The organism is Sporomusa sp. KB1 (assembly GCF_007830295.1).
Taxonomy (GTDB): domain Bacteria; phylum Bacillota; class Negativicutes; order Sporomusales; family Sporomusaceae; genus Sporomusa.
In genome coordinates, this window is record NZ_VLKC01000002.1 from 4,309,488 (window position 1) to 4,336,386 (window position 26,899).

Below are 26,899 nucleotides of genomic sequence, written 5' to 3' on the forward strand. Positions count from 1 at the left end.
TTGTATGCGATTGCAAAAGGGGTAAGTAGAGAATAATGAATTTGACCGCAATACTGCCTGAGCTTTTAACCGGTATCAAAATTAAGACTGCCACATTACCAGCTGAATTAGTAGATGCGACCTCGCGTGGTGTGCTTTGGCAAGCAGCGCTAGGCCGTTTTTTGTTAGATATCCCGGAAGTTGGCCGTTATCTGGTGGAGGACGGGCAGCGGGTTGTGATTGACGCTCTACCACAGGCGGCGGACGAGGAAGTGATACGTTTTTTTCGTATGGCTCCGCTAGCAGCACTGCTTTATCAACGCAATATTCCGGTATTTCATGCTGCCGCTGCGGCTATGCCAGACAGGGAAGAATGCATATTGTTAGCTGGAGACTCAGGTGCAGGAAAGTCGACTTTACTGGTGGCATTGCTGCAACGTGGCTGGCGGTTATTAGCAGACGATTTGGCGATTGTCAGAACAGATAAAAATGGAAACTTAGCGGTTTTCCCTACTTCTCCGGAGGTTGTGCTGTGGAGTGATGCAGTAGAAAAGCTGGGTTTGACCAAAACGGACAATGCTAGCGGACGGCAGGTATTATCTTGGAGCGACAGATTCGTCAATAAACCACTTCCATTGTGCGCTGTTTACTGGCTTGCCGTTAAAAACCAGGATGGCCTTCAAATTAGTGAGCTCGAAGGTATAAAACGTTTTCAAGCAATGGGTTTATTGGCCTACAACAGCCATATTGCCGATGCTTTGTTTGACCCCAAAGAATATTTTCGTCAAGCAGCGGTGTTTGCTCAATCTATTTCTCTGTATCGCTTGTGTCGTTCGCGGGGGTGTTGGAGTGCGGACAAACTGGCAGATATGGTGGAGGGAAATATACTATGACGAATACATATACGTATACAGCATATGGCTTGATTTTGAGCGTGCCGTTTCCCTGCCCGGTATTGATACCTGCTCCTGCCGTGGGAGCCAGGCCGGATGTTGTAGTAGCCTATGGCCCGGTGCCTAGGGAGTTAAGCAAGCCATTATTTAGCGATGATGACTGGAAGAATAGCTTCACGTGGCAGGCTGCTCCCGGATGCTTTCTACTACGTGCAGGAAAGCGCGCAGCCTGTTTTTTGGTGGAAGCGGGAACGAAAATTACTATTGAACTTAATTCCGCAGCTGAAATGAGCCGGGTTATTCACCACTTTCTTCACAGCGTTTTGGCAGCCGTATTACGTCAGCGTGGCTTGTTGGTGCTGCATGGTAATACCGCCATTACAGCGCAGGGGGCGGTAGTGATTACCGGTACATCGGGAGCGGGAAAATCCACTACGCTGGCTGCTTTGCTTGAACGGGGCTGCTCAATGCTTGCCGATGATGTTACTGTCCTCCGGCAGGCTGGCAATGGCGGTATTGAGGCTTTACCGGGTATACCCCATGTAAGCCTGTGTGATGATGCTGCGAACGGTCTTGGTATTGACCCGGACGATTTTCCCCGTAATCCCTTACGACGCGCCAAAAGTGTAATTCCTGTCGCAGATAGCATGAGTCATGCATCGGCGCCGTTGCGAGCTATCTACTTTCTAAAACATTCTGCCGGTGAGACGATGCGGATTGAGCCTATTAACGGTACGGCCAAGTTTGCTGTTCTGCAGGAATGGATATATGGCCCGCTATTGCCGCAGGAACACCCGGCAATATTTTCGCTTTTAGCGGCGGTGGCTGAGCAGGTGAATTTTTTCCAGCTAGAGCGTCCTGTAAATAAATGGACAGTTCCAGAGCTAACGGAGGCAATTTTAAATGGGTAAGATTTTTTGGCTGGCTTCTTATCCTAAGTCGGGTAACACTTGGCTGCGGATACTGCTTACTAATTATTTGCGTAATAGTAATGAGCCAGCTGATATTAATGAACTTGACGGTGGGCCGATTGCCAGTTCCAGGGTCTGGTTTGATGAATGGACAGGCATTGAGGCATCGGCGCTTAATGATACCATTATTGAGCGGCTGCGCCCTGAGGTTTATCGCTGTCTGGTACGGGAAACTAAAGAACCGTTGTTTATGAAAGTACATGACGCCTGGGGGCGGACTGACCGGCAACAACCATTGTTTCCCGCCGATGTGACCGGCGGGGTGGTTTATATTATCCGTAATCCGCTGGATATGGTTGCATCCTGCGCAAATCACTGGGGTGTAAGTATTGCAGCAGCGGTGGATAATCTTGTCAACCCGGATTTTGCTTTAGCACAGTCATCTGCTGCAATAGCCAATCAACTCTGCCAGAAACTTGGCTCCTGGAGCAGTCATGTCCAGAGTTGGGTAGACCAAGCTGGTTTGCCCATATGCCTGGTGCGTTATGAGGATTTGCATCAAAATACAGAAGCATTGTTTGAACAAGTAGTGCGTTTTTGCGGGTTGCCCTTTGATGAAAAGCGGGTTTGCAAAGCAGTTGCTTTTTCCAATTTTGCTGAGTTAAAACGTCAGGAAGCGGCTAGTGGTTTTAATGAAGGCCCTGTAACGTTATCCAGTTCTTTTTTTCGCCGCGGTCAAGTGGGCGCCTGGCGGGAGGAATTACCGGCCGAACTGGCAGAGCGGATTATAGAGGCGCATGGTGAGGTTATGCGCAGGTTTGGCTATTTGGATGCTGATAACAACAACCTTTAAGATGAAGAGGTGCTGGTAAATGAATTTAGAATTAAATACTAGAATTGTGCGGATTGCTGATTTGATGACTACTTCCGTGGATAAAGAAATTATAATTATGAACTTAGCAAAAAATAATTATGTAGCCTTAGATGATATCGGGCGGCGCATCTGGGCTATATTAGAAAATCCTTGTCGTATTGATGAGCTTTGTCAGCAATTAAGCCAGGAGTATAAGACTGATTTGGCGCAAGTAACCGCTGATGTGCTGCCGTTTCTGAATGAATTGCAGGCTGAGGGTTTGGTGTGTACTGCCGATGAAGTTTAATATAGATCAACTTACACCAGAGCTTCAATTGATGCTGGCACTCCTCAGTGCTGATACTATTGCTATTAAAATGGCAAGAATCAATAAACTAATTTCAGAACATATTGATTGGGACTCTTTTTGGCGGCTGATTAACCGTCATGGGGTATATCCGCAGATTTATGAGCTGTTAAATAGTTTGCCTGGGGGGCTTGTACCGGAAGCAGTAATGCTAACATTACAAAAACAGTGCCATAACAATGCTGCGCAGGCTATGAAAAATGCTGGTGAGTTGGTAAGACTAGTACGCATTATGGAAGAAAACGGGATAAAGGTCATAGCTCTCAAGGGACAGACACTGGCACAGCGTCTGTATGGCAATATTGCGCTACGAACAACAGGCGACATCGATATCCTGGTAGCAGCCGAGAATTTGGCAAAGGCCGAAGATATTTTAGTTAGCTGCGGTTATCATGAGGAGTATGTCGAACAAAGGCTGACTGCCCGGCGTCAGGATATTAATTTTAGAAATGCACATCATAGTAATTTTTTGCATGATGAACGTAAAATACATGTCGAACTGCACTGGCAGCTTTGCTATTCCGGGTTGGAACTGCCACTGTCTGAAGCGGCAAAGCTTCAAGAAGTAAATTTGGCTGGCTGTTCAGTAGCTACGCTTGCTGATGAGCCGTTGTTACTATTTCTGGCACTACATGGCTCGATGCATAGCTGGGTTCAATTGCGGTGGCTATATGATATTGTAATGTTTATGAAGCCTAACAGTGGTATTGATTGGGAGCGGGTAGCGGTTTTGGCAGAACAGTTAGGTATTAGTACCATTTTCCGGCATACGCTGCTTTTGGCAAACTGTCTTCTTACTGTGCCGCTGCCAGCAAATTTATCGGCTGCCATTAAGAATGATGGTAAGGCTTGGAAACTAGCTGAATTGTCGTTGCTTCTGTTTCTGGCTCGGGAACGAAAGTTTGCTCAACCGACACGCTGGAATAAAGTTTCCTGTTGGCTTAAGGATAAATACTACAATTTGCGCTTGCGGACAGGCTGGAACAGAGCTGAATATTTATTCATGCATTTTCGACCGAGTTACAGTGATTTGCAACTTGTTTTTTTCTCAGACCGGTGGTACTTTTTATATTATCTGTTACGGCCTTTTACTTGGTTACGACGGTCAGTTATGAGACAGTAATTGCAGGCAACAAAGGAAGGAAAATCATGTCAATTGAACTGAGGCAAGTGGAAAAATGGTTTGCGGATAACTCCGGCAATGCTATACAGGCTATCGACAAGGTAGATCTTTCGATAGCTGACGGTGAGTTTGTGGCTTTGCTGGGACCGTCTGGCTGTGGAAAATCAACACTAATTAATTTGATTGCCGGACTTGATGCGGTTAGTACCGGGGAGTTGTTATTTCAAGGCAAACCGATATGCAATCCTGGTGCTGACCGGGCGGTGGTTTTTCAGGAAGCAGCATTGTTTCCCTGGTTAACTGTCATCGAAAATATTAAGTTTGCTATTCAAAGCGGTACCGGACGCGAAAAAGCAGACAAGGCGCTGTATTACATAAATTTAGTGCATCTTAACAAGTTTAAACACGCTTATCCGTATCAGCTTTCCGGCGGGATGAAGCAACGGGTGGCAATTGCCCGTGCATTGGCGACAGATTCGCCTGTTTTGTTAATGGATGAACCATTTGCGGCGTTGGATGAGCAAACCAGAATGATGCTCCAAGCAGAATTGCTACGAATTTGGCAGTATACGAAGAAAACTGTTGTATTTGTTACTCATCATATTCGTGAGGCTATTTATCTTGCAGAACGTATTGTCTTGTTTAGCTATCGTCCGGCAAGGGTGATCAAAGAATATTCAATTAGTATACCAAGACCGCGTGTGCCAGACAATTTTGCTGCAGCACAATTAGAAGCGGAGATATTAGCCTATTTGAAAATTGAAATGGAAAAGGCGGTAGCAGAGGAAATTGGCGAGGAGTATCTATTGGAAGCGGCTGCTAGTAGTAGCGATATTGGTGATCGTATGGGAAGTAGTATATAGACTGGGGTTTTGGCCACCGTTTCTGTTGCCGTCGCCATATCAGGTAGGACTGACATTGTGGTATGGCGTTGCTGATTTTTCGTTAGTAATTGCTGTCTTAGCAAGCTTTCAGCGGCTTATTATCGGCTATGTACTGGCGGTGGTATTGGGAACGCTCTTAGGAGTGGCATTAGCAAAGGTTCGCTGGCTTGATGATACGGTTGGATTCTTGATTTTGAGTGTACAGACTGTACCCAGTATTGTCTGGCTGCCGCTTGCCTTGTTATGGTTTGGGCTAAATGATAAGGCGGTTATTTTTGTAGTGGTAATTGGTGCTTTATGTACGATGGTAATTAGTGTGAAAACGGCAATACAGGGCGTATCCCCGCTTTTAATCCGTGTTGCCAGAACTTTGAGTTATCGTAATATTCGTTTGTTTTTTAAGGTTTGTCTTCCAGCTGGCTTGCCTGGGATTATTACGGGTTTGCGTTTGGCCTGGGCATTTGCCTGGCGATCATTAATGGCAGGTGAGCTGATTGGGAGTGGTTCAGGTTTAGGACAGGTGCTGATGACTGGGCGTAATCTGGGTGATATGAGTCTGATAATTGCGGTTATGATCATAATTAGTGTACTGGGGTCTGGGATTGAGTTATTACTGTTTCAAAGGCTGGAGGCAAATGTATTGAAAAAATGGGGTCATACATAGTGATTAAAAGCGTTTTTTTGTGATACCTTGCTGTGATATTTGGGGAGGATTTTATATGCTTAGTCGGAAACGGTCTTTTACTATAATAGGTAGTATGCTTATAGTTTTTCTGTTTGTGTTTTTGTCAGGTTGCAGCCAAAAGCAAGTGGGGCAGCCTAAACTAAGGTTAGGTTTTTTTCCGAACGTTACTCATGCTCCAGCTTTGGTCGGGATAGACCAAGGCTTTTTCCAAAACGAGTTAGGGGAGCTTAGGCTGGAAACGCGAGTTTTCTCTGCCGGACCTGAATTAATGGAAGCCATGGCAGCCGGAGAAATTGATGTGGCTTACATTGGTCCAGGACCGGCTTTAACCGGCTTCGCCCGCGGAGTGCCGCTGCAAATTATTTCCGGAGCCAGTAATGCTGGTGCTGTGCTGGTGGCTGATCCAAAATGTGATATTAACAGTTTGCAAGACCTGGCTGGTAAGAAGATTGCTATACCGCAGTATGGGAATACCCAGGATATTTGTTTACGGCATCTGTTAGTGGAAAACGGCCTGAAGGATAAGGCTAAGGGGGGAAATGTGGAGATTTTTCAGGCTGCACCAGCTGATGTGTTGTCCCTATTTAGCCAAAATCAGGTCGATGCAGCGCTGGTACCTGAGCCGTGGGGGGCAATATTGGAACAAAAAGGTGGAGCTAAGCTGGTGTTGGATTGGAATCATATTTGGAAACAGGGCAACTATCCCACTGCTGTCGTTATTGCTAAAAAAGACTATGTTGAAAAAAATCCATCTATAATAAAAGCTTTTTTAACTGCTCATCAAAAAGCGGTTGAGTTTATAAACCAACATCCTGATGAACGGGGTAAAATAGTAAACAATCAACTAAAGATTATAACAAATAAGGAAGTTCCGGCAGAGGTATTAGAGACTGCTTTTCGACGTACCCAAGCGACTATTGATATTGACTGGCAAGTATTGCAGGAGTATGCCGATATATTAGTTGAGGCCGGTTATTTGAAAGAAAAAGTCGATATCTCGCGAATGAGGATGTAAAAGCCTTTTAGTACTTACGGCTTTCCAACTGCCTGGGTTAATTTTATTACAATATTTGTTACAATTACCTATAAACAATATAAATTACATAGAAACCCCAATAGCGATAATCCAGTATAAAAGGCGATGGTAAACGTATAAAAACAGTGGATAAAAATCCCCTGTTTTATTTTTTGCTTTTAGTACACACTAAAGTTGCAAGCAAATTATAAATTAAGGGGGCAAAACATATGTCAGAGTATAAAGGCCGCCTTACTTATGCAAAAGGCACCTATATGGAATTTGTCGTTGCTCCTAACCAAGATGTTGATTTTGGCAATATTTTAGTTGTTGAAGGCAAAAACCAGGATCGATTTTATATTCGCGCGTATGACTTTAAGATTAAGTCACGTTGGTCAGGAATGAATGGTGTCAGCTATTTAATGAGCAAGCTTGATGAAAATGGGCAAGTGGCTAATCAAGAAGAGCTTGACTTTTACTTGGGCGGTAACCATACTGTAAAAATTGGTATTGCCGAACAGCTTTGTTATGTTGATGCTGAGGGGCAGATATTTAACCCTAAAACTTGTCCTGATTTTTTTTGTGAGGTTCGTGGTTTATCTGCCGATGATACCGCTTTATTAGATGAAATGAAGGGTGACCTTGAAATTGGTTATTTAAAAAGCGGCCGGGAAGTCCTTAAGTTACCTGTCGGTATATTTGGGTCTAAAGCCATCACCGAACATATCGGCATTTTTGGCACAACCGGATCAGGGAAAAGTAATCTTGTAAAAGTACTTTCCAGTTCGATTATTGACAGCAACAACTACGGATTGCTAATTTTTGATGTTCATAATGAATATTACCATGATTTGTCACTCCACCCTAAAGTGAATGATCGACTAGTGGTTTATAATACCAACCCTGAACCTGAACGGAAAAATGTGAATAAACTTGTGTTAAACTATAATGAAGTTGATCCTGAAGATATTACGGCTTGCGCAACCTTCAGTGACCCGCAGCTTGATGCTATCTATAAGCTGTCGTCTGTTTGGCAGGATCGCTGGATGGAGTATATTTTAAAATATGAGGCTGAGGATATTATTGAAGAGATAGCCGGTTGTACCGGTCAGAAATTTCAATCCCGTACAATCAGTAAGATCAAAAGTATTTGCTGGAACCTGGAGCAAGAGTTGAATATTCATGATGAAATAGGGGCTTCCGGAGAAATAACTGCGGTTGGGCAAATGCTAAAGGATTTGGAACAAGGTAAAGTGGTATTGATTGAACTTAAAAATATCTCCCCTGTCGGTGAGCAGGCGTTGTCAACCTTGTTGTCAAAAAAGCTGCTGCACCATTATGCTAATAAGTCCGAACTGGCACGTTCTGAGGCTAAGCCAATATTAATTGTCCTTGAAGAAGCACATCGTTTCCTGGGTAAAAAGGAACAAAGTACCCAAAATGTATTTGCCAGACTAGTTAGCGAAGCCCGAAAATTTAATATTGGGTTATGTGTTGTAGACCAACAACCCCGCCTATTAGCAGATAAAGTATTGTCACAACTAAATACCTTATTTATATTAGGCCTGGCTTCCAAAGCGGACCGAGGTAAGCTGGAGTCTATGTGCCGCAAGGATATATTGCAGCAGCGCAATGAAATTAAAAATCTGGATTGCGGGGAAATGATTATCGCTACAAATTATATGCGCTTTGCTGCCCCGGTAAAGGTTCACAAATTTGAGGAGTATTTAACGGCATTAGCAATTTGAATAGCGTACTTTACTGAAACTCCCCTTCTCATGTACTAATTAGCCTATTGATAGGCATAGATTGGTATATGAGGGGGGATTTTACATGTTACGCCGTAAGGGAAGATTACAATCTTTGGCTGGACTTTTGGAAATACCACAAGATATTGTGATGGATTTGCCGCGCATAACGATGCTTGGCAATAAACAACTGCTAGTTGAAAATCACAAAGGGATAATTGAATATACCCCTTCGCTTGTTCGAATAAAACTCAGTCAGGGAGAATTGTTTATTTATGGTCAAATGTTAACCTTAGGAAATCTCCAAGCTGAGCAAATTCTAGTTGAAGGTGTGGTGCAAAAGGTTAATTATGATATTTAATGCGAATTATCTGCGTGGCGCCGTGAAAATCCGCCTCAGCGGCCCTATGCCTGAGCGGTTTATTAACCTTTGTATTGTTGAACAAATTTTACTATGGGGTATTACTAAAACTGATGAAGATTTGATTGCCTGGATCAGGTTGGAGGATTTTTTTCGAATTCGACCTTTGGTGATATGCAGTCATATCAAAGTAAAAGTACTGGCATATCGCGGTTTGCCTTTCGTTATCAAACGTATCAAACAGCGAAAAATGCTGCTGCTTGGAGGTATTTTATTTTTTGCTTTGCTCTATACCTTGTCTTCTTACATTTGGTTTGTTGAGATTACTGGTCTAAAAAATATACCTGATCAAGAAGTACGAACTATTGCCGAGCAGTATGGTTTGAAGGCGGGTACTATAAAAAATAATATTAATAGCAAGGCGGTTGAACGGGAAATAGCATTACATGTTCCTGAAGTAGCGTGGGTAGGAATTAATTTTACCGGGACCCGGGCAGTTGTAGAAATCGTTGAAAAAACCATGCCTAAACAGGAAGATAAAGCTCCGGCGCACCTTGTTGCCGGCAAAGATGGCGTAATTAATGAAATTATTGTTTTAGCCGGGCAGGCGGCAGTGAAAAATGGTGATACCGTCAAGAAAGGTGATCTGCTAATAAATGGAGTCTTTCTTGAACCTGCACCAGCGGCACTTGAAGGTCAGCCGTCAATTAGTAACATACCAAGGGAACTTCGCGCCAGAGGCATTATCAAAGCACGGATATGGTATGAAGGCTATGCGGAAATCGAATTAAAACAAGCTACAGTTACCCGTACCGGTAATCAACAAATAGCGGTAGCTATGAAAATTGGCAGTTCTGAGGTATCATTTAATGAGCTGCCAGAGCCGCCATACCCAGAATATGAAACTGAGATTATATATAAACAATTGCCACTATGGAGGAATAGGGAGGTAGTTGTCGAATCAACTATTACAATATACCATGAAATAAACACCGAACATAAAGAAAAATCGTTTGAAGAAGCACGCAATGAGGCTCATGCCAAAGCCCTCCAGGCAGTGCAAAGCAGTATTCCTGAAACAGCCCAAATAGTATCGCGCAATTATGAAGTATTAAAAACTCCGGCAGAGGACATAGTTAGAGTAAAAGTAAATGTGGAAACCATCGAAGATATTGGGCAAACTATAAATATTTATCAGTAATTATTCTAGTAGGGGGCATTGTTTTTTTGGAAAAACGAATTAATTTTGTAGATACTAAGGAAGCTATCGCTGTTTTAGGAAGAAATGACGAATATCTAGGATTAATTAACCAACATTTTTCCTGTAGAATGACAGCAAGGGGAACAGAATTAATTTTGGATGGCAAAGATGGTGAAGTCGGACAGCTTACTCGTTTGTTTACTGAGCTTAGTTATCTGTATAGAGAAGGCAATCCGGTAACAAGCCATGATGTACGGTATAGTATTCAGATGATTCTTGATGGTCAGGCGGATTTTCTTCACCAAATGTTTGCCGATACTGTTTTGGTTACAGCCAGAGGTCGTCATATTAAGCCCAAAACCCTTGGGCAGAGCTACTATTTGGAGGCCATTCGCCGTAATCATATTACCTTCGGAATAGGGCCGGCAGGAACAGGGAAGACTTATCTTGCGGTTGCTATGGCAGCATTTTCCTTGAAAAATAAGCAAGTAGAAAAAATCATTTTAACTCGTCCAGCAGTGGAAGCTGGTGAAAAGCTTGGTTTTTTACCTGGGGATTTACAAGAAAAGGTTGATCCTTATTTGCGGCCTTTGTATGATGCCATGTATGATATCATGGGAATAGATACTGTACAAAAGTATATGGCCAAAAATATTATTGAAGTGGCACCCTTAGCTTATATGCGGGGACGTACACTTGAGGATTCCTTTATCATCTTGGACGAAGCCCAAAACACAACTGCTGAGCAAATGAAAATGTTTTTAACAAGAATGGGCTTTGGTTCAAAAATGGTAATAACCGGTGACATAACCCAAATTGATTTACCAACAGGGGTTAAATCAGGTCTTAAGCATGCCCAAGCTGTGCTGGCCGAGGTGCCTGGTATTGCAATGCTTACCTTAAACGAAGGTGATGTAGTACGACATGAAATAGTCAGCCGTATCATCAAGGCTTACGCACAGTATGATCAAAAGCAATAACTATAGCTCGCGTTGGTTCTGCAAAACGCTGAGCAGTGGTATGGAGTGAAAAAGAAGATGATATCGGTTAATAATAAGTTGCGGGATTTGTTTGCGCAGCCGGTCAACATACAGACCCATTCAATAGTACGCCGAACCGTGGTATTTTTCATTTTCTTTGCCTTATATATGCTTTGTTTATCAGCTGATTTTATTCCAGAAAAAATATCACTGCAAATTGGTCAGGTAAGTGACCGGGATGTAATTGCGCCGAGAACAGTGTCTTATATTGACAATGTTAAAACTAAGAAACTTGAACTGGAAGTTATGGCCAGTGTGGCTAATGTCTATGATATGGATATTGCTGTCATGGCAAAAGCCGAGGAGGATGTCAAAACCATTTTTCGTACAGCACAAGCCATTCAAGTAGACAAATCACTGACCGCTGAACAAAAAGTGGAAAAACTTACCCGCGAATTACCAGTCGCATTGTCTAGTACAGTGGTTCACGGGCTGCTGAATTTGGATGATACGGGCTTATTAAAAACGGAAGATTATACTAAATCTATCTTACGCAAGTATTTACAACGCGGCATCAGAGATGATGACATTGATATCGCCAGAAAGCAGGTAGTGCTTGAGGCAGAAGAATTAGGTCTTGGTAAAAATGCAGAAGCTGTTGTAGCTGGTATTGCACAAACCCTGATCAGGCCTAATTTTATTCTAAATGTTCGAGAATCAGACAAGCGTAAGCAATCGGCACTGGCTAATATTGAATCTGTGCGGGAAACTGTTCGCAAAGGGCAGATCTTAGTAAGACGTGGTGATATTGTAACTAGTGAACAGATTCATGTTATGGAAGAATTAGGATTATATGCTGGAAATATCAGTGAAGTAAGGGTTTTAGGGCTTACTTTGTTTGTGCTTATAGTAATGGGGATTTCCTTAGGTTATTTATATCGGTTTGCAAACCCTATTTATAATAATAATATGCATTTAATTTTATTAGGTTTAATTGTTTTAGTTACCTTGCTGATTGCTAAGGTTGCTCATTATTATTCAGACTTTGCCGCGCCAATTGCGGCTGGAGCACTGTTAACGGCCATTTTGATTGATCCCCGGGTAGGGATCTTAATCAGTGTGATTATGGCTATGTTTTTTGGTGTGATTGTAGATCATGACCTGCGCGCAGTAGTTGCTGCGCTTATTGGTGGTATGGCTGGGGTTTATAGTGTAACCAAAATGGCTCATAGTTATAGTCTCGCGCGGGGTGGAGTCTGGATTGCGGTAATTAATTTCTTAGTAATTGGTTCAACAGGTCTCATCCAACAGCTTAATGGCACAGAAGTACTATTTCAGGGAATGCTTGGTGCCATTAGCGGGATTGCTTCCGCAGTAATTACTACCGGTCTTTTACCTTATCTCGAGCATGTTTTTAATATTACTACGCCAATCAAGCTGCTGGACTTGGCAAAACCTAATCACCCACTACTGCAGCGCCTGTTATTAAATGCTCCGGGGACATATCATCACAGTGTACTTGTGGGCAATTTGGCGGAAACCGCTGCTGTAACGGTAGGGGCAGATCCGGTGGTTGTAAGGGTAGGTGCTTATTATCATGATATTGGTAAACTTAAACGGCCGTATTTTTTTATTGAAAATCAATCAGGCTGTGAAAATCCTCATGACAAAATTGCACCGTCACTTAGCACGCTTATTGTTATATCCCATATCAAAGATGGGTTTGACTTGTGTAAGGAGTACAAATTACCACAGGTAATAGTAGATATCATTCAGCAACATCATGGTACTACACTAGCGTCCTATTTTTATAAACGAGCTACGGAAACTGAACATGGTGAATGTGTTATTGAATCAGACTTTCGCTATGAGGGACCGAGACCACAGACCAAAGAGGCAGCCCTTGTTATGCTGGCCGATTCTTGTGAAGCGGCGGTGCGCTCCATTAGTAAGCCTAACGTTAATCGTATTGAGGCCACTGTACGAAAAATCATTAGGGAAAGACTGCAAGATGGGCAACTTGATGAATGCAACCTAACGTTACGCGACTTTACGATTATTGGCGATGTGTATATTCGACTATTATCCAGCATGTTCCATAGTCGGATTGAATATCCTGAAGCTCTCAAAGAGCTTGAGAGGAGAAAAACTAAAAATGGAAATAGTAATAAACAACCGGCAGGAAAAGATGAGAGTAACCACTGCAATGGAACAAATGCTGATGCAAGTGTTAAATAAAGCGGCTGAGGTTTATGGACTCAAGCCGCAAACTGAGGTAAGTGTGGTGCTGGCTGACGATGAATACATTCATCAGCTTAATCGTCAGTACCGTAACAAAGATGCACCTACCGATGTATTGTCATTTGCTATGAATGACCAGTGTGCAGGCGAGCCTGAGCCTGATATTACCGATACTCCTGATGATATTGAAATTTTGCTGGGAGATATCGTAATATCACTGGAAACCACAGCCAGGCAAGCGGAAGAATTCAATCATAGTTTAGAACGCGAGCTAGCCTATCTGACTGTCCATGGGATGTTGCACCTCTTAGGTTATGACCATGAGGTTGAAGCAGAGAGAACTGAAATGCGCCGGGAAGAAGAATATGTTTTATCACTGCTCGGTATTACCCGTGAACAATAGGTGCTGCTTGCAGATAATAATGGCTTTTCGGTACGCTATAGCTGGTATTATTTACTGTATCCGCAGCCAGCGGCATATGAAGGTTCATTTGCTGGCTGCCTTTGGGGCATTAGGGTTAGCATGGCGGTTTGAGCTAAGCGGAATTGAGTGGGGCGTTTTATTTTTGACGATTGCCGGCGTCATTGCAGCCGAAGTATTTAATACTGCATTAGAAGCTCTTGTTGATAAAGTTTCACCTGAGTTTCACCCGCTGGCCAAGATAGCCAAAGATGCTGCTGCGGGAGCCGTTCTCATTCAGGCAGTAGCTGCGTTAGGTGTTGGCTATGTTCTATTTTGGGACAAAATACTAAAATAGGTGAGGAAGATGATGGAGGAACTGGTTAAGGCTGCAATTAGCGCTAGAGAACAAGCTTATGTGCCATATTCGGGATTTAAAGTTGGAGCTGCGGTACAAGGAAAAAGCGGCCGTATTTATAGTGGCTGCAATATTGAGAACGCTTCCTACGGATTATCGAATTGTGCTGAACGTACTGCGATTTTTAAGGCAATATCCGAAGGTGAACAAGAGCTTATTGCCATAGCCGTAGTAGCTGATACGCCAGGTCCGGTATCGCCATGTGGTGCTTGCCGGCAGGTTATGGCTGAGTTTGGTATTAGAAATATTTTATTAACGAACCTGAACGGTAAACAGCGGACGGTTACCATCGAAGAACTTTTGCCCTTTAGTTTTACCAAAGGTGATTTTATCAGTTAAGTCTACTTTATAAAAAATGGTGGGAAAAATAATGAATGAAGAAAACTATAAATCAGGTTTTGTCGCGGTTATTGGCCGGCCTAATGTTGGTAAATCAACGCTGATGAATAATTTGATTGGTCAAAAAGTGGCCATTATGTCTGATAAACCCCAAACAACCAGAAATAAAATTATGGGTGTTCTTACACAAAAAGATGCACAAATCTTATTTATTGATACTCCTGGCATGCATAAACCTAAACACAAGTTAGGCGAATACATGCTCAAGGAAGCGGAAGGCTCTCTGCGGGACGTAGACGTTATTTTATTTGTAGTCGATGTTACTGCCGAAATGGGAGCAGGAGAACGCTATATACTTGATAACCTGGCAAATGTTCGTACACCAGTTATTCTTACAGTAAATAAAATAGACCAAATTGAAAAAACAAAATTGTTTGCTATTATTGAAAAATATACAGCACAATTTAAATTTGCCGCGGTAGTACCGATTTCGGCACTTGATCACACCAATTTTGAAGAGTTGGTTAGTGAGATCAAATCACATCTTGAACCAGGTCCACAATATTATCCTGAAGATATGATTACTGATCAGCCTGAACGTCTTGTCATTGCCGAGCTTATCAGAGAGAAAGTGTTACATTTAACCAAAGAGGAAATTCCTCACGCTATCCTTGTTGACATTGAAGAAATCGTTACCAGACCTAATGATAATTTGTATGTTAGAGCTGTTATTTATGTTGAACGTGAGTCGCAAAAGGGGATTGTTATCGGTGCCGGTGGTCGCCTGCTTAAAGATATCGGCCGCCTGGCCAGGGGTGATATTGAAAATCTCTTGGGCTCTAAAGTATATCTTGATCTATGGGTTAAGGTAAAAAAAGATTGGCGCAACCGGCCTAATGTGTTAAAAAGTTTTGGCTTTGAGTAAATTTAAAATAAGCTACCGCTGTGCGGTAGCTTATTTCAATTATTGACCAATACGGCGCATAATGGTATCATTTGTTAGAGAGGTGAATAAATGAATTGGGCTTCTAAATATTTTATCAATGGATTAATTGTAATTGTACCTATTGCCATTACGACTTTTGTAATTATTAATATTTTTTCCTTTACTGAGCAGCTGCTAGGTCAATATCTGCCGATTCATTTTCCTGGATTGTCACTGATTGTCGTACTATTTTTGATTGTAATTGTCGGCTGGCTATCCTCACATTGGCTTTTGCAAAAAGTAATTGGGTATGGGGAACGCCTGGTAGGCTCAATACCAGTGGTAAAATTCATTTACAACAGTGTAAAACAAATATCAACAGCTGTATTTGAGTCTCAGGAGTTGCTAAAACATGCAGTATTAGTACCTTATCCTCATCCGGGAGTTAAGGCATTAGGCTTTGTTATGCCTGAATTGTCGGTGCCCTTGGCTGATAAATTTACAGAAGAACATGTGTGCGTTTTTGTTCCCATGAGTCTTAATCTGACCTCTGGTTTTAATATTATTCTGCCCAGTCGGGACATAATACCTTTAGACGTAACAAGCGAAAGCGCACTGCAATATGTTATTACCGCCGGTGCTATTATGCCGCGCAGTAATGATTCCAATAACTAGGGAGAGATGCTTTATAGATTCGCCATTATTCAGTTCGGTTAAGTTGGCGGCCGCTCTGTTACTTGTCTTAATTAATGGTTTTTTTGTATTATCCGAGTTTTCATTAGTCAAAATTCGTAAAACTCGACTGGAAGAACTTGCTCAGCAAGGTAATACCCGGGCTAAATTAGCTTTAAAGGTTGTAGCTTCACTTGATAGTTACCTTGGCGCTACGCAACTCGGTATTGCTTTATCATCCTTGGCACTTGGCTGGGTGGGTGAACCGGCTATTTCCTCCTTGATAAAACCTATTTTAATGAATTATTTTCCTGTTTCAGAAGGACTGATTACTACAGTTAGTATTACCTTGGGATTTACTGGCATCACATTTTTTTACATTGTTTTAGGCGACCTTATCCCCAAATCACTGGCAGTGCAACGCTCGGAAAGTATGGTGTTGTCCTGTATATGGCTACTCACTATTTTCCATAAAGTCAGCTATCCGGTCATTATGCTGTTTAATCGTACAGCTAAGTTGCTTTTAAGCGCAATTGGAATGAAAGCAGCGAGTGAAGCTGATCTGGCTCATTCGGAAGAAGAATTACGGATGATTGTCAGTGCCAGTCATCGCGGCAGCGTGCTTAATCAGATGGAAAGCGAACTTATTGACAATGTTTTTGATTTTGCTGATCGTTTGGCGCGGGAAATTATGGTGCCAAGGCAAGATATGGTATGTTTGTTTACAGACGATCCATTTGAGGAAAATATGCGAGTGGTACGGGAAACCGTGCATACGCGATATCCATTATGTGTGGAAGACAAAGATCATATTATTGGTATGGTCCATGTTCGTGATTTGATGGATTTTGATATGTGCGCACCAGGAGAGCGTGACTTAACTGCTATTGTTCGGGAAGTACTGGTAGTTCCTGAAGGAATGTCAGTAGCTCATCTACTGCAAGTCATGCGCCGCAAGTGTACACACTTGGCTATTGTTGCGGATGAGTATGGCGGTACAGCCGGGCTTGTAGCGCTGGAAGATGTGATTGAAGAGATTGTTGGTGATATTCAGGATGAACATGATGAGGTAGCAGATATTGAAATTCAACGTCTGTCTGATGGCAGTTATGAATTTGACGGTGGAGTTCTTTTGGATGATGTGACTGAACTTCTGAATATTCGATTGGAAGATCATGAGGAAGATACGCTAGGTGGTTATATATTTGGAGTGTTAGGACGTCGTCCGGAAACTGGTGATAAAGTAAATATTGGTGACTATTCATTTGAGGTACTTCAGGTTACCGGTTTCCGAATTGTAAGAGTTAAGGCAGTACCGCTTTTTCCAGAAGCTGCGGCGAACGATAGTTTGGAATGAGTTAATTGATTATCTGGCTAGTCCTGTTTGTCAATATAAGTTGAAGGGATGATGTCGAGTGTTATTACGGGAAACTTTATGGGAAATTTTTTTTAGTACCGGTAATATCGATGCTTACCTTGCCTATCGCGCTTGTTCAGATTGTCATTGTAGCAACCAACAGCAGTCAGACGATGAAACCACACAATCACTACTTGCAGAAAAATATTTTTCAAAAGATGTATTACGTGAGGTTAAATGGCATTAGAGTATCCGTCAGAAGCCATTCTATTAGCAACACGCGACTGGAGCGCTGCTGATAGAATGGTCACTTTGTTTTCCCGCGAGCGTGGCATTGTTACTGTGATGGCATATGGTGCCCGCAAACCTAAAAGTAAGTTGAGTGGTGGTCTCCAGCCGTTTACTCATTTAAACTTGCTGTTGGCTGGCGGCAAAGGCATGGACTTAGTCAGGCAGTGTGAAGTTGTAACTTCATTTCGGGAAATTCGGGAAGATTTAACCAGATTAGCCTATGCCAATTTCATTGCCGAATTAACGTTAGGGCTATGGCCACAGCATCAGTCTGAGCCAGCAGCATTTGATATGTTGCTGGCAGTGCTAACGCTTCTGGCAAAGCGCAACCCGCGCATTGCTGCTCTGGCAGGTGCTTGGCAATTGATGGTCTTGGCCGGCTTTCAGCCTGAATATGAGTGTTGCGCGCACTGTGGCTCCAAATTGAGTTTGCCGGCCTATTTCAGTTTTATCGAAGGCGGAGGTACATGTATTGCTTGCAGTCCGCCTGGCACAAGTAAATTCGATCAGCCTGACCGGGATTTTTTAGCTAAGCTTCTATCGTTGGATTTGCGGCAGCCTGGTCAGTTTACCGTGACTGCTACGGTCTTGTCAGTCGCTGAGAGTCTGCTGTACGGTTTTGCACGACACCAGTTAGAACGTCCACTTAAGTCATTAGATTTTATTAATAAGCTTACTACTCTATAGGTAGAATAACGTTTTTCAAACAGGGAAGACTAATCCTAAATTAGTGGAGGGTATACAATGGATATTACTTTGGAAAATATTGATTTGATTCGTGAACGCACCGGTATTTCGTATCGGGAGGCTAAAGAGGCTTTGGAACGTAATGATGGCAATGTAATTGATACTCTAATTGAACTTGAAGATAAAAGTAATAGCAGCACCAAGTGGACCGAGGAATTTTCGGTGCGCTCCACCGAGGTCATTGACAAAGTGAAAGAACTCATTCGCGAAGGCAATGTTAATAAGATTCGCGTCAAGCATGAGGGACGGGTGCTGGCAGATATACCTGTAGCTCTTGGCGCCATTGGCGCTGTGGTGCTGCCTCAATTGGCCGCTGTGGGTGTTTTAGTGGCTGTGTTTAAGCGGTGTACTATCGAGGTGGTACGCGAGGATGCAGAGCCGCCTGAAACTGGCAGGGAAGATTCACAAACTGAAGTGGACAAGTTCTCGCAAAATATGTAGTCTAAACGGCCACACGCATTTCTGCAGCTTAACAAAAACACTCTTTTCGTGAGAAAGGGGTGTTTTTGTTATTGGACTAAAAAGGACTTTAGCAATCTTTCTTGAATCCATTTTATGTAAGGCATTTATTTATTATGTCTAAGATTAAAAACAAAAACCTGACATGACGGAAAGGAATTATGTTATGAAAGAGCTGGATAGGAAAAACCAAAAATTTATTGTTAAAATCATATTTCTGGCTGGCATCATGCTCCTGATTATTTTAAACTTTTCCAGTGCTATTTCTGTAGTCAAGCAAGTATATGACGTTCTTTATCCTCTGCTGCTGGGGCTGGGGATTGCCTATATCATAAATATTTTAGTTTCCGGCTATGAAATGATTTATTTTCCCAGGAGTAAAAATAAATTAGTAATCCATAATCGTCGAAGTATCGCTATTATATTAGCGATACTGACAAATGTTCTGATTATTGTGATGTTTTTGCATATTGTTGTTCCTCAGATCGGTCAGTCGATAGCTCTGCTTTCAAGTGGAGTTCCCGATATGTATAATAAGGCGGTCGAATGGAGCCAGCAAAGCGTTAATGACATTCCCGAAATCAAGGCTAAAATCAGACAACTTGGAATTAATCAGGAATCAATGATAAACCAGTTTTTGAGCTGGCTCCGGGATTGGGCTGGAGGAACAGTTTCTTTTATCGGTTCGATTTTTGGCACCTTATTTAATTTGGTATTTGCAATAATATTCGCCATATATATTTTATTTTACAAAGATGATCTAAAGCGGATAATAAACAAACTAGCTCATGCTTTTTTATCTTTTGAACATCGGGAGAAGTTAATTGAGAGTTCAAAGATCATGGATGATACTTTTAGGTGTTATATTGTTGGCCAGTGTAAAGAAGCAGTTATCTTTGGAATTTTATGCACATTGGGGATGCTGATTTTTCAATTTCCTTACGCAACCGTAATTGGATCGGTGATGGGACTGACAGCTTTGGTTCCCATTTTGGGGGCTTATCTTGGCGCAATAGTGGGCTTTCTGCTGATTGCAGCCGTTGACCCGATCAGAGGCGTATTATTCATTATTTTTATTATCATCCTCCAACAAATAGAAGGAAATCTGATATATCCGAGAGTGGTCGGGAAAAGTATTGGCTTACCTGAAATATGGCTATTTGCTGCGGTAACGATCGGCGGGGGATTGATGGGCATTACCGGCATTTTTTTAGGTGTTCCGGTTGCTGCGACGATATATAAACTGATAAGTAAAAATGTGAATGACCGGTTAAAAGCAGTGGAATCCGCAGCAAAGATATCTGATTTAAAGTAGGCTTACCGGATTTAATTGAGGGTTAAATAACAGTAAGCCCTTGATTTTCCTATATTTCCATGATAAAATTTTGTATATTGGATACTATAGCTAATATAAAGCTATGTAACGATTAAAGTCGAAAATCAAGGCTATGCGGGAAATAAGTAACCTTTTTCAAGCAGCGAACCAGGGAGAGTGAAAGCCCGGTAATACAAAAGGTGAAGGCCTTCCCAAGCTGCAAGAGGAAATCTCCGGGTTGATCGAAAATGTTCAGATGCATTTGGAAATCAATTTCGTGAGAAAGTAAAGCTTGCTATACTTTGAGGTGGGGCGTTTTACGCCCAATCAGGGTGGAACCGCGGGAATAACATCTCGTCCCTGTAACTTAATTACAAGTTACGAGGACAAGATGTTTTTATTTTTTAGGAGGTAAAATTATGACATTCCAGGAGATTATCCTGACTCTGCAAAATTTTTGGGCTAAGCAACATTGTATTATTCAACAACCGTATGATGTGGAAAAAGGGGCAGGAACCATGAATCCGGCAACTTTCCTTCGGGCATTGGGGCCTGAACCATGGAATGTATCTTATGTTGAACCGTCACGCCGGCCGGCTGACGGACGTTATGGCGATAACCCTAACCGTCTGTATCAGCATCACCAGTATCAGGTCATTATGAAGCCGTCACCAGCCAATATCCAAGAGTTGTATTTAGCCAGCTTGGCTCAGTTGGGAATTGACCCGGCTAAACATGATATTCGTTTCGTTGAAGACAACTGGGAATCACCGACCTTAGGTGCTTGGGGCCTAGGCTGGGAAGTATGGCTTGATGGTATGGAAATTACCCAGTTTACTTATTTTCAGCAAGTTGGCAGTATTGATGTTAAGCCGGTAGCTGTAGAAATTACCTATGGCTTGGAACGCTTAGCTATGTATATTCAAGGCAAAGAAAATGTTTTTGATATCGAATGGGTAGCAGGCATTTCTTATGGTGATGTATTCCATCGCAATGAAGTGGAACATTCGCACTATAATTTTGAAATTGCCGACACTACAATGTTATTTACTCTGTTTGATATGTATGAAAAAGAAGCCCTGCGGGTTATCGAACTGGGTTATGTGTTGCCGGCCTATGATTATGTTTTAAAATGTTCTCATAGTTTTAATCTCCTCGACGCCCGGGGGGCGATCAGTGTGAGTGAACGTACCGGTTTTATCGGCCGGGTCCGCAACTTAGCACGACTGTGCGCACAGGGCTATCTGGAGCAACGTGAGAAGCTGGGGTATCCACTCCTAAAGGGAGGTAAGTAATCATGACCAAAGATGTACTATTAGAAATTGGCACCGAAGAAATACCAGCCAAGTTTATGCCTGCTGCCTTAGCGCAGCTTGAAAATACGACAAAAGCAAAACTCACAGAACTTAGAATTAGTTATGGCGCGGTTCGGGCTGTGGGTACACCACGCCGCCTGGCAGTTATTGTAAAAGAAGTGGCTGTCACGCAAGCCGATAAGCATAGTGAAAACAAAGGTCCCTCGATAAAAATTGCTTTTGGCCAAGATGGCACTCCCACCAAAGCTGCTTTAGGCTTTGCCAGGGGACAGGGTGTTGATCCGGCGGCATTGGTTGTTAAAGATGAGTATGTATATGCCATTGTCCAAGAGAAGGGCCGCCCGGTTGCCGAACTTTTACCAGGCTTATTAGCTGACATAGTAACAAGCCTATCATTTCCTAAGAGTATGCACTGGGGCGACCTGGATATGCGTTTTGTCCGTCCAATTCGCTGGCTGGTAGCGTTATTTGGCAATGAAGTTGTGCCATTTTCTTTACCGGGAGTAACTTCCGGTAAGGTTACGCGAGGTCACCGTTTCCTTGGGCAGGCAGAGGTAACTGTCAATTCTGTGGCAGACTATATTGCTTGCCTTAGCGAAAATTTTGTTATGGTTGATCAGGATGTACGCCGCCAGATCATCAAGGAGCAAGTTGAGAACCTGGCGATCAGCCGGGGAGGCACGGCGACCATTGACCAGGAGCTTTTAGAAGAAGTAGTGTATTTGGTAGAATATCCGACAGCCCTATGTGGCGATTTTGAAGCTAAATACCTTAGTCTGCCACCTGAAGCTATTATTACTCCCATGCGTGAACATCAACGCTATTTTCCGGTGACTGGAAAAGATGGCAAACTGTTGCCTATGTTTATAACCGTCAGGAACGGCGGCTCTGAACATATTGATATTGTTCGTCATGGCAATGAGCGAGTACTTAAGGCGAGACTTGCGGATGCCCGTTTCTTTTTTGAAGAAGATCGAAAGCTGCCACTAGCAGAGCGGGTAGAAAAACTTAAGACAATTGTATTCCAGGAAGGATTGGGTACACTTTATGATAAAGTGTTACGCTTAGAACGTTTAGCCACTGGCTGTGGTCAAATACTGGGTGTTAGTCAGGATGAGCTTACTATTGCCAAGCGCGGTGCGCAGTTATCTAAAGCTGATTTGGTAACAGGAATGGTGTGTGAATTTACTGAACTGCAGGGTATTATGGGCCGGGAGTATGCTAAGCTGAGCGGTGAACGTCCCGAGGTCGCTGAAGCTGTATTTGAACATTATCTTCCACGGTTTGCCGGTGATGGTTTGCCACAGACTACTGCCGGCCGGTTAATTAGTATCGCTGATAAAATGGATAATATTGTTGCCACCTTTAGTCGCGGCCTTATTCCTACCGGCTCTCAGGACCCCTATGCGCTGAGGCGCCAGGCACTGGGTATGGTTAATATTTTAATTGATGCTAAGTATCATGTTTCCTTAAGTGCCATTGCCGCTCAGGCCATGGATTTGCTCGGTATTACCGATAATGAGCGAAGGACTAAATTAGTAACAGATATTCAGGAATTTTTCCGCTTGCGTATTAAAAATATTTTAACCGAAGAAAATTTGCGCTATGATATGATTGATGCTGTATTGGCTGCCGGTAGCGATGATATTTATGATACTTGGCTGCGTGCTAATGCTATGGCTGTAGAGGGCGGTACAGTGGCAATGCAAAAAGCCGTACAGGCCCTTGTTCGGGTGGGGAATCTTGCGAAAAATGCCACTTCTGAAGCTATTGATGTCAGTTTGTTCACTGCTGATGCCGAACATGCTTTGTACAAAGCCTACATTGATGCGCACACAGTTATAGCCAATTATCATGCAGAAAAAAATTATCAGGGAATACTTACTGTGCTGGCGGCTATGGCTGCACCGATTGATGCATTTTTTGGTGCAGTTATGGTTATGGTTGAAGATGCTAAGGTTAAAAATAATCGCTTAGCTTTATTAAAATCCATAGCAACACTAGCAGCTCAGACGGCTGATTTGACTAAAATTGTAGTCATGTAGTTGAGTAATACCGGGGCAAAAAGGGGTGAGAGTGATTGGGCTTAACGCCGCGCCAAGAAAAAATTGCGGGGATGGTCAGAAGTTTAGGACCGATTACAGGGGAACAAATTGCTGAACGTCTTAATGTAACAAGGGCCGCGCTCAGACCTGATTTAGCGATCCTAGTGATGTCCGGTATGGTAGAAGCTCGTCCTAAAGTAGGTTACTATTATACTGGAAAAAATGTAATGAGTATGCTTACTGATCAAATAAGCAGGATCAAAGTTCGGGATGTCCAGTCAGTTCCTGTTGTTATTACTGCCAGTACAAGTGTTTATGATGCTGTCGTTACCATGTTTCTTGAAGATGTTGGCTCAGTCTTTATTGTTGAGCCGGCAGGTATTCTCACTGGAGTGGTATCCCGCAAAGATGTGCTAAAAGTAGCCCTTGGAGGCAGTGATCTGCATAAGATGCCAGTTAAAGTACTTATGACACCTATGCCGAAAATCGTGGTAACTTCTCCCGATGAATCTGTACTTGCAGCGGCAAAAAAAATTATCGATAACGAAGTTGACAGTCTGCCGGTTGTAGCGATTGCTGATCATCAGGAACCAAAAGCTTATGAAGTAATCGGACGACTAACCAAAACCAATATCGCCAGATTGTTCGTTGAACTGGGCGAGGGACGAGGAGGAGAACACTATAGCTAACCTACCGATTATTTACGCATTGTCTGATTCGATTGGTGAAACAGCCGAGCAGGTGGCGCGAGCCACTGCCAGTCAATTTAACTCCGGAGAATTTGATATTATCAGAATTCCGTATATCAACTCGGTGGAACAAATTGCCGAAACCGTGCGGGAGGCGACAAAACATACCTGCATTATTTGTCACACTTTGGTATCACCTGATTTGCGGGACGCATTGCTGGAACAAGCTCAGGAACACAATATTCAAACAGTGGATATCATGGGGCCGATGATTCATGCTGTCCAAAATATTACAGAAATGACACCGCGGCTGAAGCCAGGGCTTGTTCATAAACTAGACCAGGAATATTTTAAACGGGTAGAGGCTGTGGAATTTGCCGTAAAATATGATGATGGGAAAAACCCCTTAGGTCTGTTAAAAGCCGATATTGTTATTATTGGGGTATCACGCACTTCCAAAACTCCCCTTAGTATGTATTTGGCGCATAAAAAAGTAAAGGTGGCCAATGTGCCGCTTGTGCCGGAAGCACCGTTGCCGCAGGAACTATTCCAAGTACCTTCGCATCGTATTGTCGGCCTGATTATTGACACGTTTAAACTTAATGAAATCCGTAGTGAACGTCTAAAAACCATGGGCTTGGCACCAGATGCCAGCTATGCTAATATTAGCCGGATCAATGAAGAACTGGATTATGCCCGTACTATTATGCGGCGGTTGGAATGTCCGGTCATTGATGTATCAAACAAGGCAATCGAAGAGACAGCCAATCGAATATTAGAAGTTGTTCAGAAAAACAAACTGGCAAATGGCTGAAAAAATCCCTGGCGTAGCATAGTAGTGCTACCTGCCAGGGATTTTTTACGCTTAAATAAAACTATTGGAATCAACATTATAGTTTACAGAATCAGCTGTCCATTCGTTTTCACCCTGAGACACATGAACATTGCCATTAAAAGAAGCGATTCGGGTATCCCAAGAAAAGTCTACCCTATCAGCGCTAATCGTTAGGCCGGTACGGGAGAAATTTACACCACCATCAATACTCGCTCGATTTTTAGTACCATAAACATAGACACTGTCACCGGTAAAGGCGATATCGTCCTGATTCACCGTTATGCCGCCTGCGCCCCATACTTCCAATGTGGCTAAATTTACTTTGGCCTCACCAGCTGTAATCACCCTATTCCTAACCTCAATGTAAACATTGCCTTTTAGAACATATAGTCCTGTATTAACATCAAAGTATGTACGGTCAGCAGTTATGACTGGTTTGGCCGCGAATGCAGTGCTTGTTACGAGTAGAAACATTAAAAGCACCGAAAATAATATTCTGCGATACTTCATTCTGTGGCCCTCCTTTCTTAAAACTTATTATAGCAAATAAGTTTTAATCCTGTGTAGCCTGTAATGAAAAATTAACATTGTAATGCTACAGGTAAATAATGTTATAATATACCTAAGGAAGGAGGCGCTTTTAGCATGAAAGTCCGTGAACGAATTGAAGAGCAGGAATTTAAAATCTTATCAGCCTATGCGGCGAAAAGCCGCGATGCCGTCAGGGACAAAGAAGAGGATTTGTGTGATTTCCGTACCGCCTTTCAACGCGACAGGGATCGCATTATTCATAGTAAATCGTTTCGGCGTCTTAAGCATAAAACACAGGTGTATATAGCTCCGGGCGATCATTATCGGATGCGTATGACACATAGCCTGGAGGTTGCGCAGATATCCCGCACTATCGCCCGTGGTCTAATGCTCAATGAAGACTTGACTGAAGCGATTGCTGTAGGCCATGATGTAGGACATACTCCGTTTGGTCATGCCGGCGAATATGCATTGCGTGAACTTATTGGTCATTACAATCATAATGAACAAAGTTTGCGGGTAGTAGAACATCTCGAACGGGGAGGACAAGGGCTTAATCTGACTGCAGAAGTTCGAGATGGCATACTTAACCATACTGGTGATAATAAGCCGTTTACCCTGGAAGGTAACATTGTTCGCAGAAGTGACCGTATTGCCTATCTGTGCCATGACTATGATGATGGTATTCGCGCTGGTATGATAAAACCTTCTGATTTACCGCAAAATGTTAGTAACGTCTTAGGTACAAATCCATCCAGTATGATAACCGTAATGGTTTCTGATATTATTACCGAATCAGAAGGAAGAAACGAAATTCTTATGTCTGGCAGGGTTAAAGCGGCTATGGATGAGTTTCGGGCGTTTATGTTTAAAAAAATCTATCACTCAGCCGAACTCGAGCCTGATCGAAAAAAATCCAAGTATGTTGTTAGTAAGCTTTTCGAGTATTATATGGATAACCCTGGCAGCTTGCCTCAGGAATTTTTGGAACGGGAAGAGCGCTGGGGATTGCAGACGATAGTTATTGATTACATTGCTGGTCTGACTGATTTGTATGCAATAAAACAATTCGAAAAACTATTTATTCCTGCAACCTGGGGAATACCCCAATTATAGCAGAGCTTACATAGGCTCTGCTTTTGTTTTTTGAACAAATATTATTACTTTTGTCAAGATGTAAAAGAGGAATTTTATCATTTATATTGAATAATAATTATTAAAATAAAGATGATAAAGACTGTGTCCATAACTTTGCAGGTAGTTGCATACTTTTGGCAGGAATATTAACCTGAATGTAGAATTAAGTCAAAGCTTGGAAC

The 26,899-nt window shown here is 42.6% G+C and carries 29 protein-coding genes; 28 read left to right on the forward strand and 1 reads right to left on the reverse strand.

What is annotated here, in order from left to right:
• Window positions 1-35 precede the first annotated feature (35 nt).
• The 27 genes from SALPA_RS23820 to SALPA_RS23950 all read left to right on the forward strand — a co-directional run bounded on the left by SALPA_RS23820 (window position 36) and on the right by SALPA_RS23950 (window position 25,028).
• Window positions 36-872, forward strand: a complete 837-nt coding sequence (locus SALPA_RS23820) for a hypothetical protein (RefSeq protein ID WP_145099931.1) — start codon at window positions 36-38, stop codon at window positions 870-872.
• Window positions 869-1,783 carry a hypothetical protein gene (locus SALPA_RS23825; RefSeq protein ID WP_145099934.1) on the forward strand — a complete coding sequence of 305 codons (915 nt, stop codon included), beginning with the start codon at window positions 869-871 and terminating at the stop codon, window positions 1,781-1,783. The genes SALPA_RS23820 and SALPA_RS23825 overlap by 4 nt, the downstream gene beginning before the upstream one ends.
• Window positions 1,776-2,636, forward strand: a complete 861-nt coding sequence (locus SALPA_RS23830; protein WP_145099937.1) for a sulfotransferase domain-containing protein — start codon at window positions 1,776-1,778, stop codon at window positions 2,634-2,636. Before SALPA_RS23825 ends, SALPA_RS23830 begins: the two co-directional genes overlap by 8 nt.
• A 19-nt stretch (window positions 2,637-2,655) precedes the next feature.
• Complete coding sequence (locus SALPA_RS23835) at window positions 2,656-2,943, forward strand: PqqD family protein (RefSeq protein WP_145099941.1); 288 nt, start codon at window positions 2,656-2,658, stop codon at window positions 2,941-2,943.
• Window positions 2,933-4,126, forward strand: a complete 1,194-nt coding sequence (locus SALPA_RS23840; RefSeq protein WP_186451212.1) for a nucleotidyltransferase family protein — start codon at window positions 2,933-2,935, stop codon at window positions 4,124-4,126. The genes SALPA_RS23835 and SALPA_RS23840 overlap by 11 nt, the downstream gene beginning before the upstream one ends.
• A 26-nt stretch (window positions 4,127-4,152) precedes the next feature.
• Window positions 4,153-4,989 carry an ABC transporter ATP-binding protein gene (locus SALPA_RS23845; protein ID WP_145099947.1) on the forward strand — a complete coding sequence of 279 codons (837 nt, stop codon included), beginning with the start codon at window positions 4,153-4,155 and terminating at the stop codon, window positions 4,987-4,989.
• On the forward strand, window positions 4,964-5,674 hold the full coding sequence (locus SALPA_RS23850) for an ABC transporter permease (protein WP_255451449.1): 711 nt from the start codon (window positions 4,964-4,966) through the stop codon (window positions 5,672-5,674). The genes SALPA_RS23845 and SALPA_RS23850 overlap by 26 nt, the downstream gene beginning before the upstream one ends.
• Window positions 5,675-5,729: 55 nt before the next feature.
• On the forward strand, window positions 5,730-6,710 hold the full coding sequence (locus tag SALPA_RS23855) for an aliphatic sulfonate ABC transporter substrate-binding protein (protein ID WP_145099953.1): 981 nt from the start codon (window positions 5,730-5,732) through the stop codon (window positions 6,708-6,710).
• 230 nt (window positions 6,711-6,940) lie between these two features.
• Entirely contained in the window at window positions 6,941-8,458 is a 1,518-nt protein-coding gene (locus SALPA_RS23860; protein WP_145099956.1) for an ATP-binding protein, read from the forward strand.
• Between the two features lie 85 nt (window positions 8,459-8,543).
• Window positions 8,544-8,819, forward strand: coding sequence for a sporulation protein YqfC (gene yqfC, locus SALPA_RS23865; protein WP_021169922.1), 276 nt, complete (start codon window positions 8,544-8,546; stop codon window positions 8,817-8,819).
• Window positions 8,809-10,020 (forward strand): sporulation protein YqfD, encoded by a 1,212-nt coding sequence (gene yqfD / locus SALPA_RS23870; RefSeq protein WP_145099961.1) that lies wholly within the window; start codon window positions 8,809-8,811, stop codon window positions 10,018-10,020. The genes yqfC and yqfD overlap by 11 nt, the downstream gene beginning before the upstream one ends.
• A gap of 26 nt (window positions 10,021-10,046) precedes the next feature.
• On the forward strand, window positions 10,047-11,000 hold the full coding sequence (locus tag SALPA_RS23875) for a PhoH family protein (RefSeq protein WP_255451324.1): 954 nt from the start codon (window positions 10,047-10,049) through the stop codon (window positions 10,998-11,000).
• A 45-nt stretch (window positions 11,001-11,045) separates the two neighbouring features.
• Complete coding sequence (locus tag SALPA_RS23880) at window positions 11,046-13,238, forward strand: HD family phosphohydrolase (RefSeq protein ID WP_255451325.1); 2,193 nt, start codon at window positions 11,046-11,048, stop codon at window positions 13,236-13,238.
• Entirely contained in the window at window positions 13,189-13,644 is a 456-nt protein-coding gene (ybeY, locus tag SALPA_RS23885) for an rRNA maturation RNase YbeY (protein WP_222428200.1), read from the forward strand. The genes SALPA_RS23880 and ybeY overlap by 50 nt, the downstream gene beginning before the upstream one ends.
• Before the next feature lie 19 nt (window positions 13,645-13,663).
• Complete coding sequence (locus tag SALPA_RS23890; protein ID WP_255451326.1) at window positions 13,664-13,999, forward strand: diacylglycerol kinase family protein; 336 nt, start codon at window positions 13,664-13,666, stop codon at window positions 13,997-13,999.
• 12 nt (window positions 14,000-14,011) lie between these two features.
• A complete protein-coding gene (locus SALPA_RS23895; protein WP_222428201.1) occupies window positions 14,012-14,398 on the forward strand; it encodes a cytidine deaminase in 387 nt (128 codons plus the stop codon).
• Window positions 14,399-14,429: 31 nt separating this feature from the next.
• On the forward strand, window positions 14,430-15,323 hold the full coding sequence (era, locus tag SALPA_RS23900) for a GTPase Era (protein ID WP_186451213.1): 894 nt from the start codon (window positions 14,430-14,432) through the stop codon (window positions 15,321-15,323).
• Window positions 15,324-15,413: 90 nt separating this feature from the next.
• A complete protein-coding gene (locus SALPA_RS23905) occupies window positions 15,414-15,998 on the forward strand; it encodes a DUF502 domain-containing protein (RefSeq protein WP_145099976.1) in 585 nt (194 codons plus the stop codon).
• Window positions 15,982-17,352, forward strand: coding sequence for a hemolysin family protein (locus SALPA_RS23910; RefSeq protein WP_145099978.1), 1,371 nt, complete (start codon window positions 15,982-15,984; stop codon window positions 17,350-17,352). The genes SALPA_RS23905 and SALPA_RS23910 overlap by 17 nt, the downstream gene beginning before the upstream one ends.
• Window positions 17,353-17,410: 58 nt before the next feature.
• Window positions 17,411-17,599: a YqzL family protein gene (locus SALPA_RS23915; protein WP_145099981.1), complete on the forward strand. Its 189-nt coding sequence runs from the start codon at window positions 17,411-17,413 to the stop codon at window positions 17,597-17,599.
• The gene (gene recO / locus SALPA_RS23920) at window positions 17,590-18,330 is read left to right on the forward strand and encodes a DNA repair protein RecO (RefSeq protein WP_145099984.1); all 741 of its coding nucleotides are present in this window, start codon (window positions 17,590-17,592) and stop codon (window positions 18,328-18,330) included. Before SALPA_RS23915 ends, recO begins: the two co-directional genes overlap by 10 nt.
• A 57-nt stretch (window positions 18,331-18,387) precedes the next feature.
• On the forward strand, window positions 18,388-18,831 hold the full coding sequence (locus SALPA_RS23925) for a DUF4342 domain-containing protein (RefSeq protein WP_145099987.1): 444 nt from the start codon (window positions 18,388-18,390) through the stop codon (window positions 18,829-18,831).
• A 184-nt stretch (window positions 18,832-19,015) separates the two neighbouring features.
• Entirely contained in the window at window positions 19,016-20,164 is a 1,149-nt protein-coding gene (locus tag SALPA_RS23930) for an AI-2E family transporter (RefSeq protein WP_186451214.1), read from the forward strand.
• Between the two features lie 419 nt (window positions 20,165-20,583).
• On the forward strand, window positions 20,584-21,459 hold the full coding sequence (gene glyQ, locus SALPA_RS23935; protein ID WP_094606227.1) for a glycine--tRNA ligase subunit alpha: 876 nt from the start codon (window positions 20,584-20,586) through the stop codon (window positions 21,457-21,459).
• A gap of 2 nt (window positions 21,460-21,461) precedes the next feature.
• Window positions 21,462-23,525 carry a glycine--tRNA ligase subunit beta gene (gene glyS, locus SALPA_RS23940; protein ID WP_145099993.1) on the forward strand — a complete coding sequence of 688 codons (2,064 nt, stop codon included), beginning with the start codon at window positions 21,462-21,464 and terminating at the stop codon, window positions 23,523-23,525.
• Window positions 23,526-23,560: 35 nt separating this feature from the next.
• Window positions 23,561-24,214 (forward strand): helix-turn-helix transcriptional regulator, encoded by a 654-nt coding sequence (locus SALPA_RS23945; RefSeq protein WP_145099996.1) that lies wholly within the window; start codon window positions 23,561-23,563, stop codon window positions 24,212-24,214.
• The gene (locus SALPA_RS23950) at window positions 24,207-25,028 is read left to right on the forward strand and encodes a pyruvate, water dikinase regulatory protein (RefSeq protein WP_145102222.1); all 822 of its coding nucleotides are present in this window, start codon (window positions 24,207-24,209) and stop codon (window positions 25,026-25,028) included. The genes SALPA_RS23945 and SALPA_RS23950 overlap by 8 nt, the downstream gene beginning before the upstream one ends.
• A gap of 51 nt (window positions 25,029-25,079) precedes the next feature.
• On the opposite strand, the gene SALPA_RS23955 is transcribed toward SALPA_RS23950, so the two are convergent.
• Complete coding sequence (locus SALPA_RS23955) at window positions 25,080-25,559, reverse strand: LptA/OstA family protein (protein ID WP_145099999.1); 480 nt, start codon at window positions 25,557-25,559, stop codon at window positions 25,080-25,082.
• 135 nt (window positions 25,560-25,694) lie between these two features.
• On the opposite strand from SALPA_RS23955, the gene SALPA_RS23960 reads away from it, so the two are divergent.
• Window positions 25,695-26,696: a deoxyguanosinetriphosphate triphosphohydrolase gene (locus tag SALPA_RS23960; protein WP_145100001.1), complete on the forward strand. Its 1,002-nt coding sequence runs from the start codon at window positions 25,695-25,697 to the stop codon at window positions 26,694-26,696.
• Window positions 26,697-26,899: the final 203 nt, after the last annotated feature.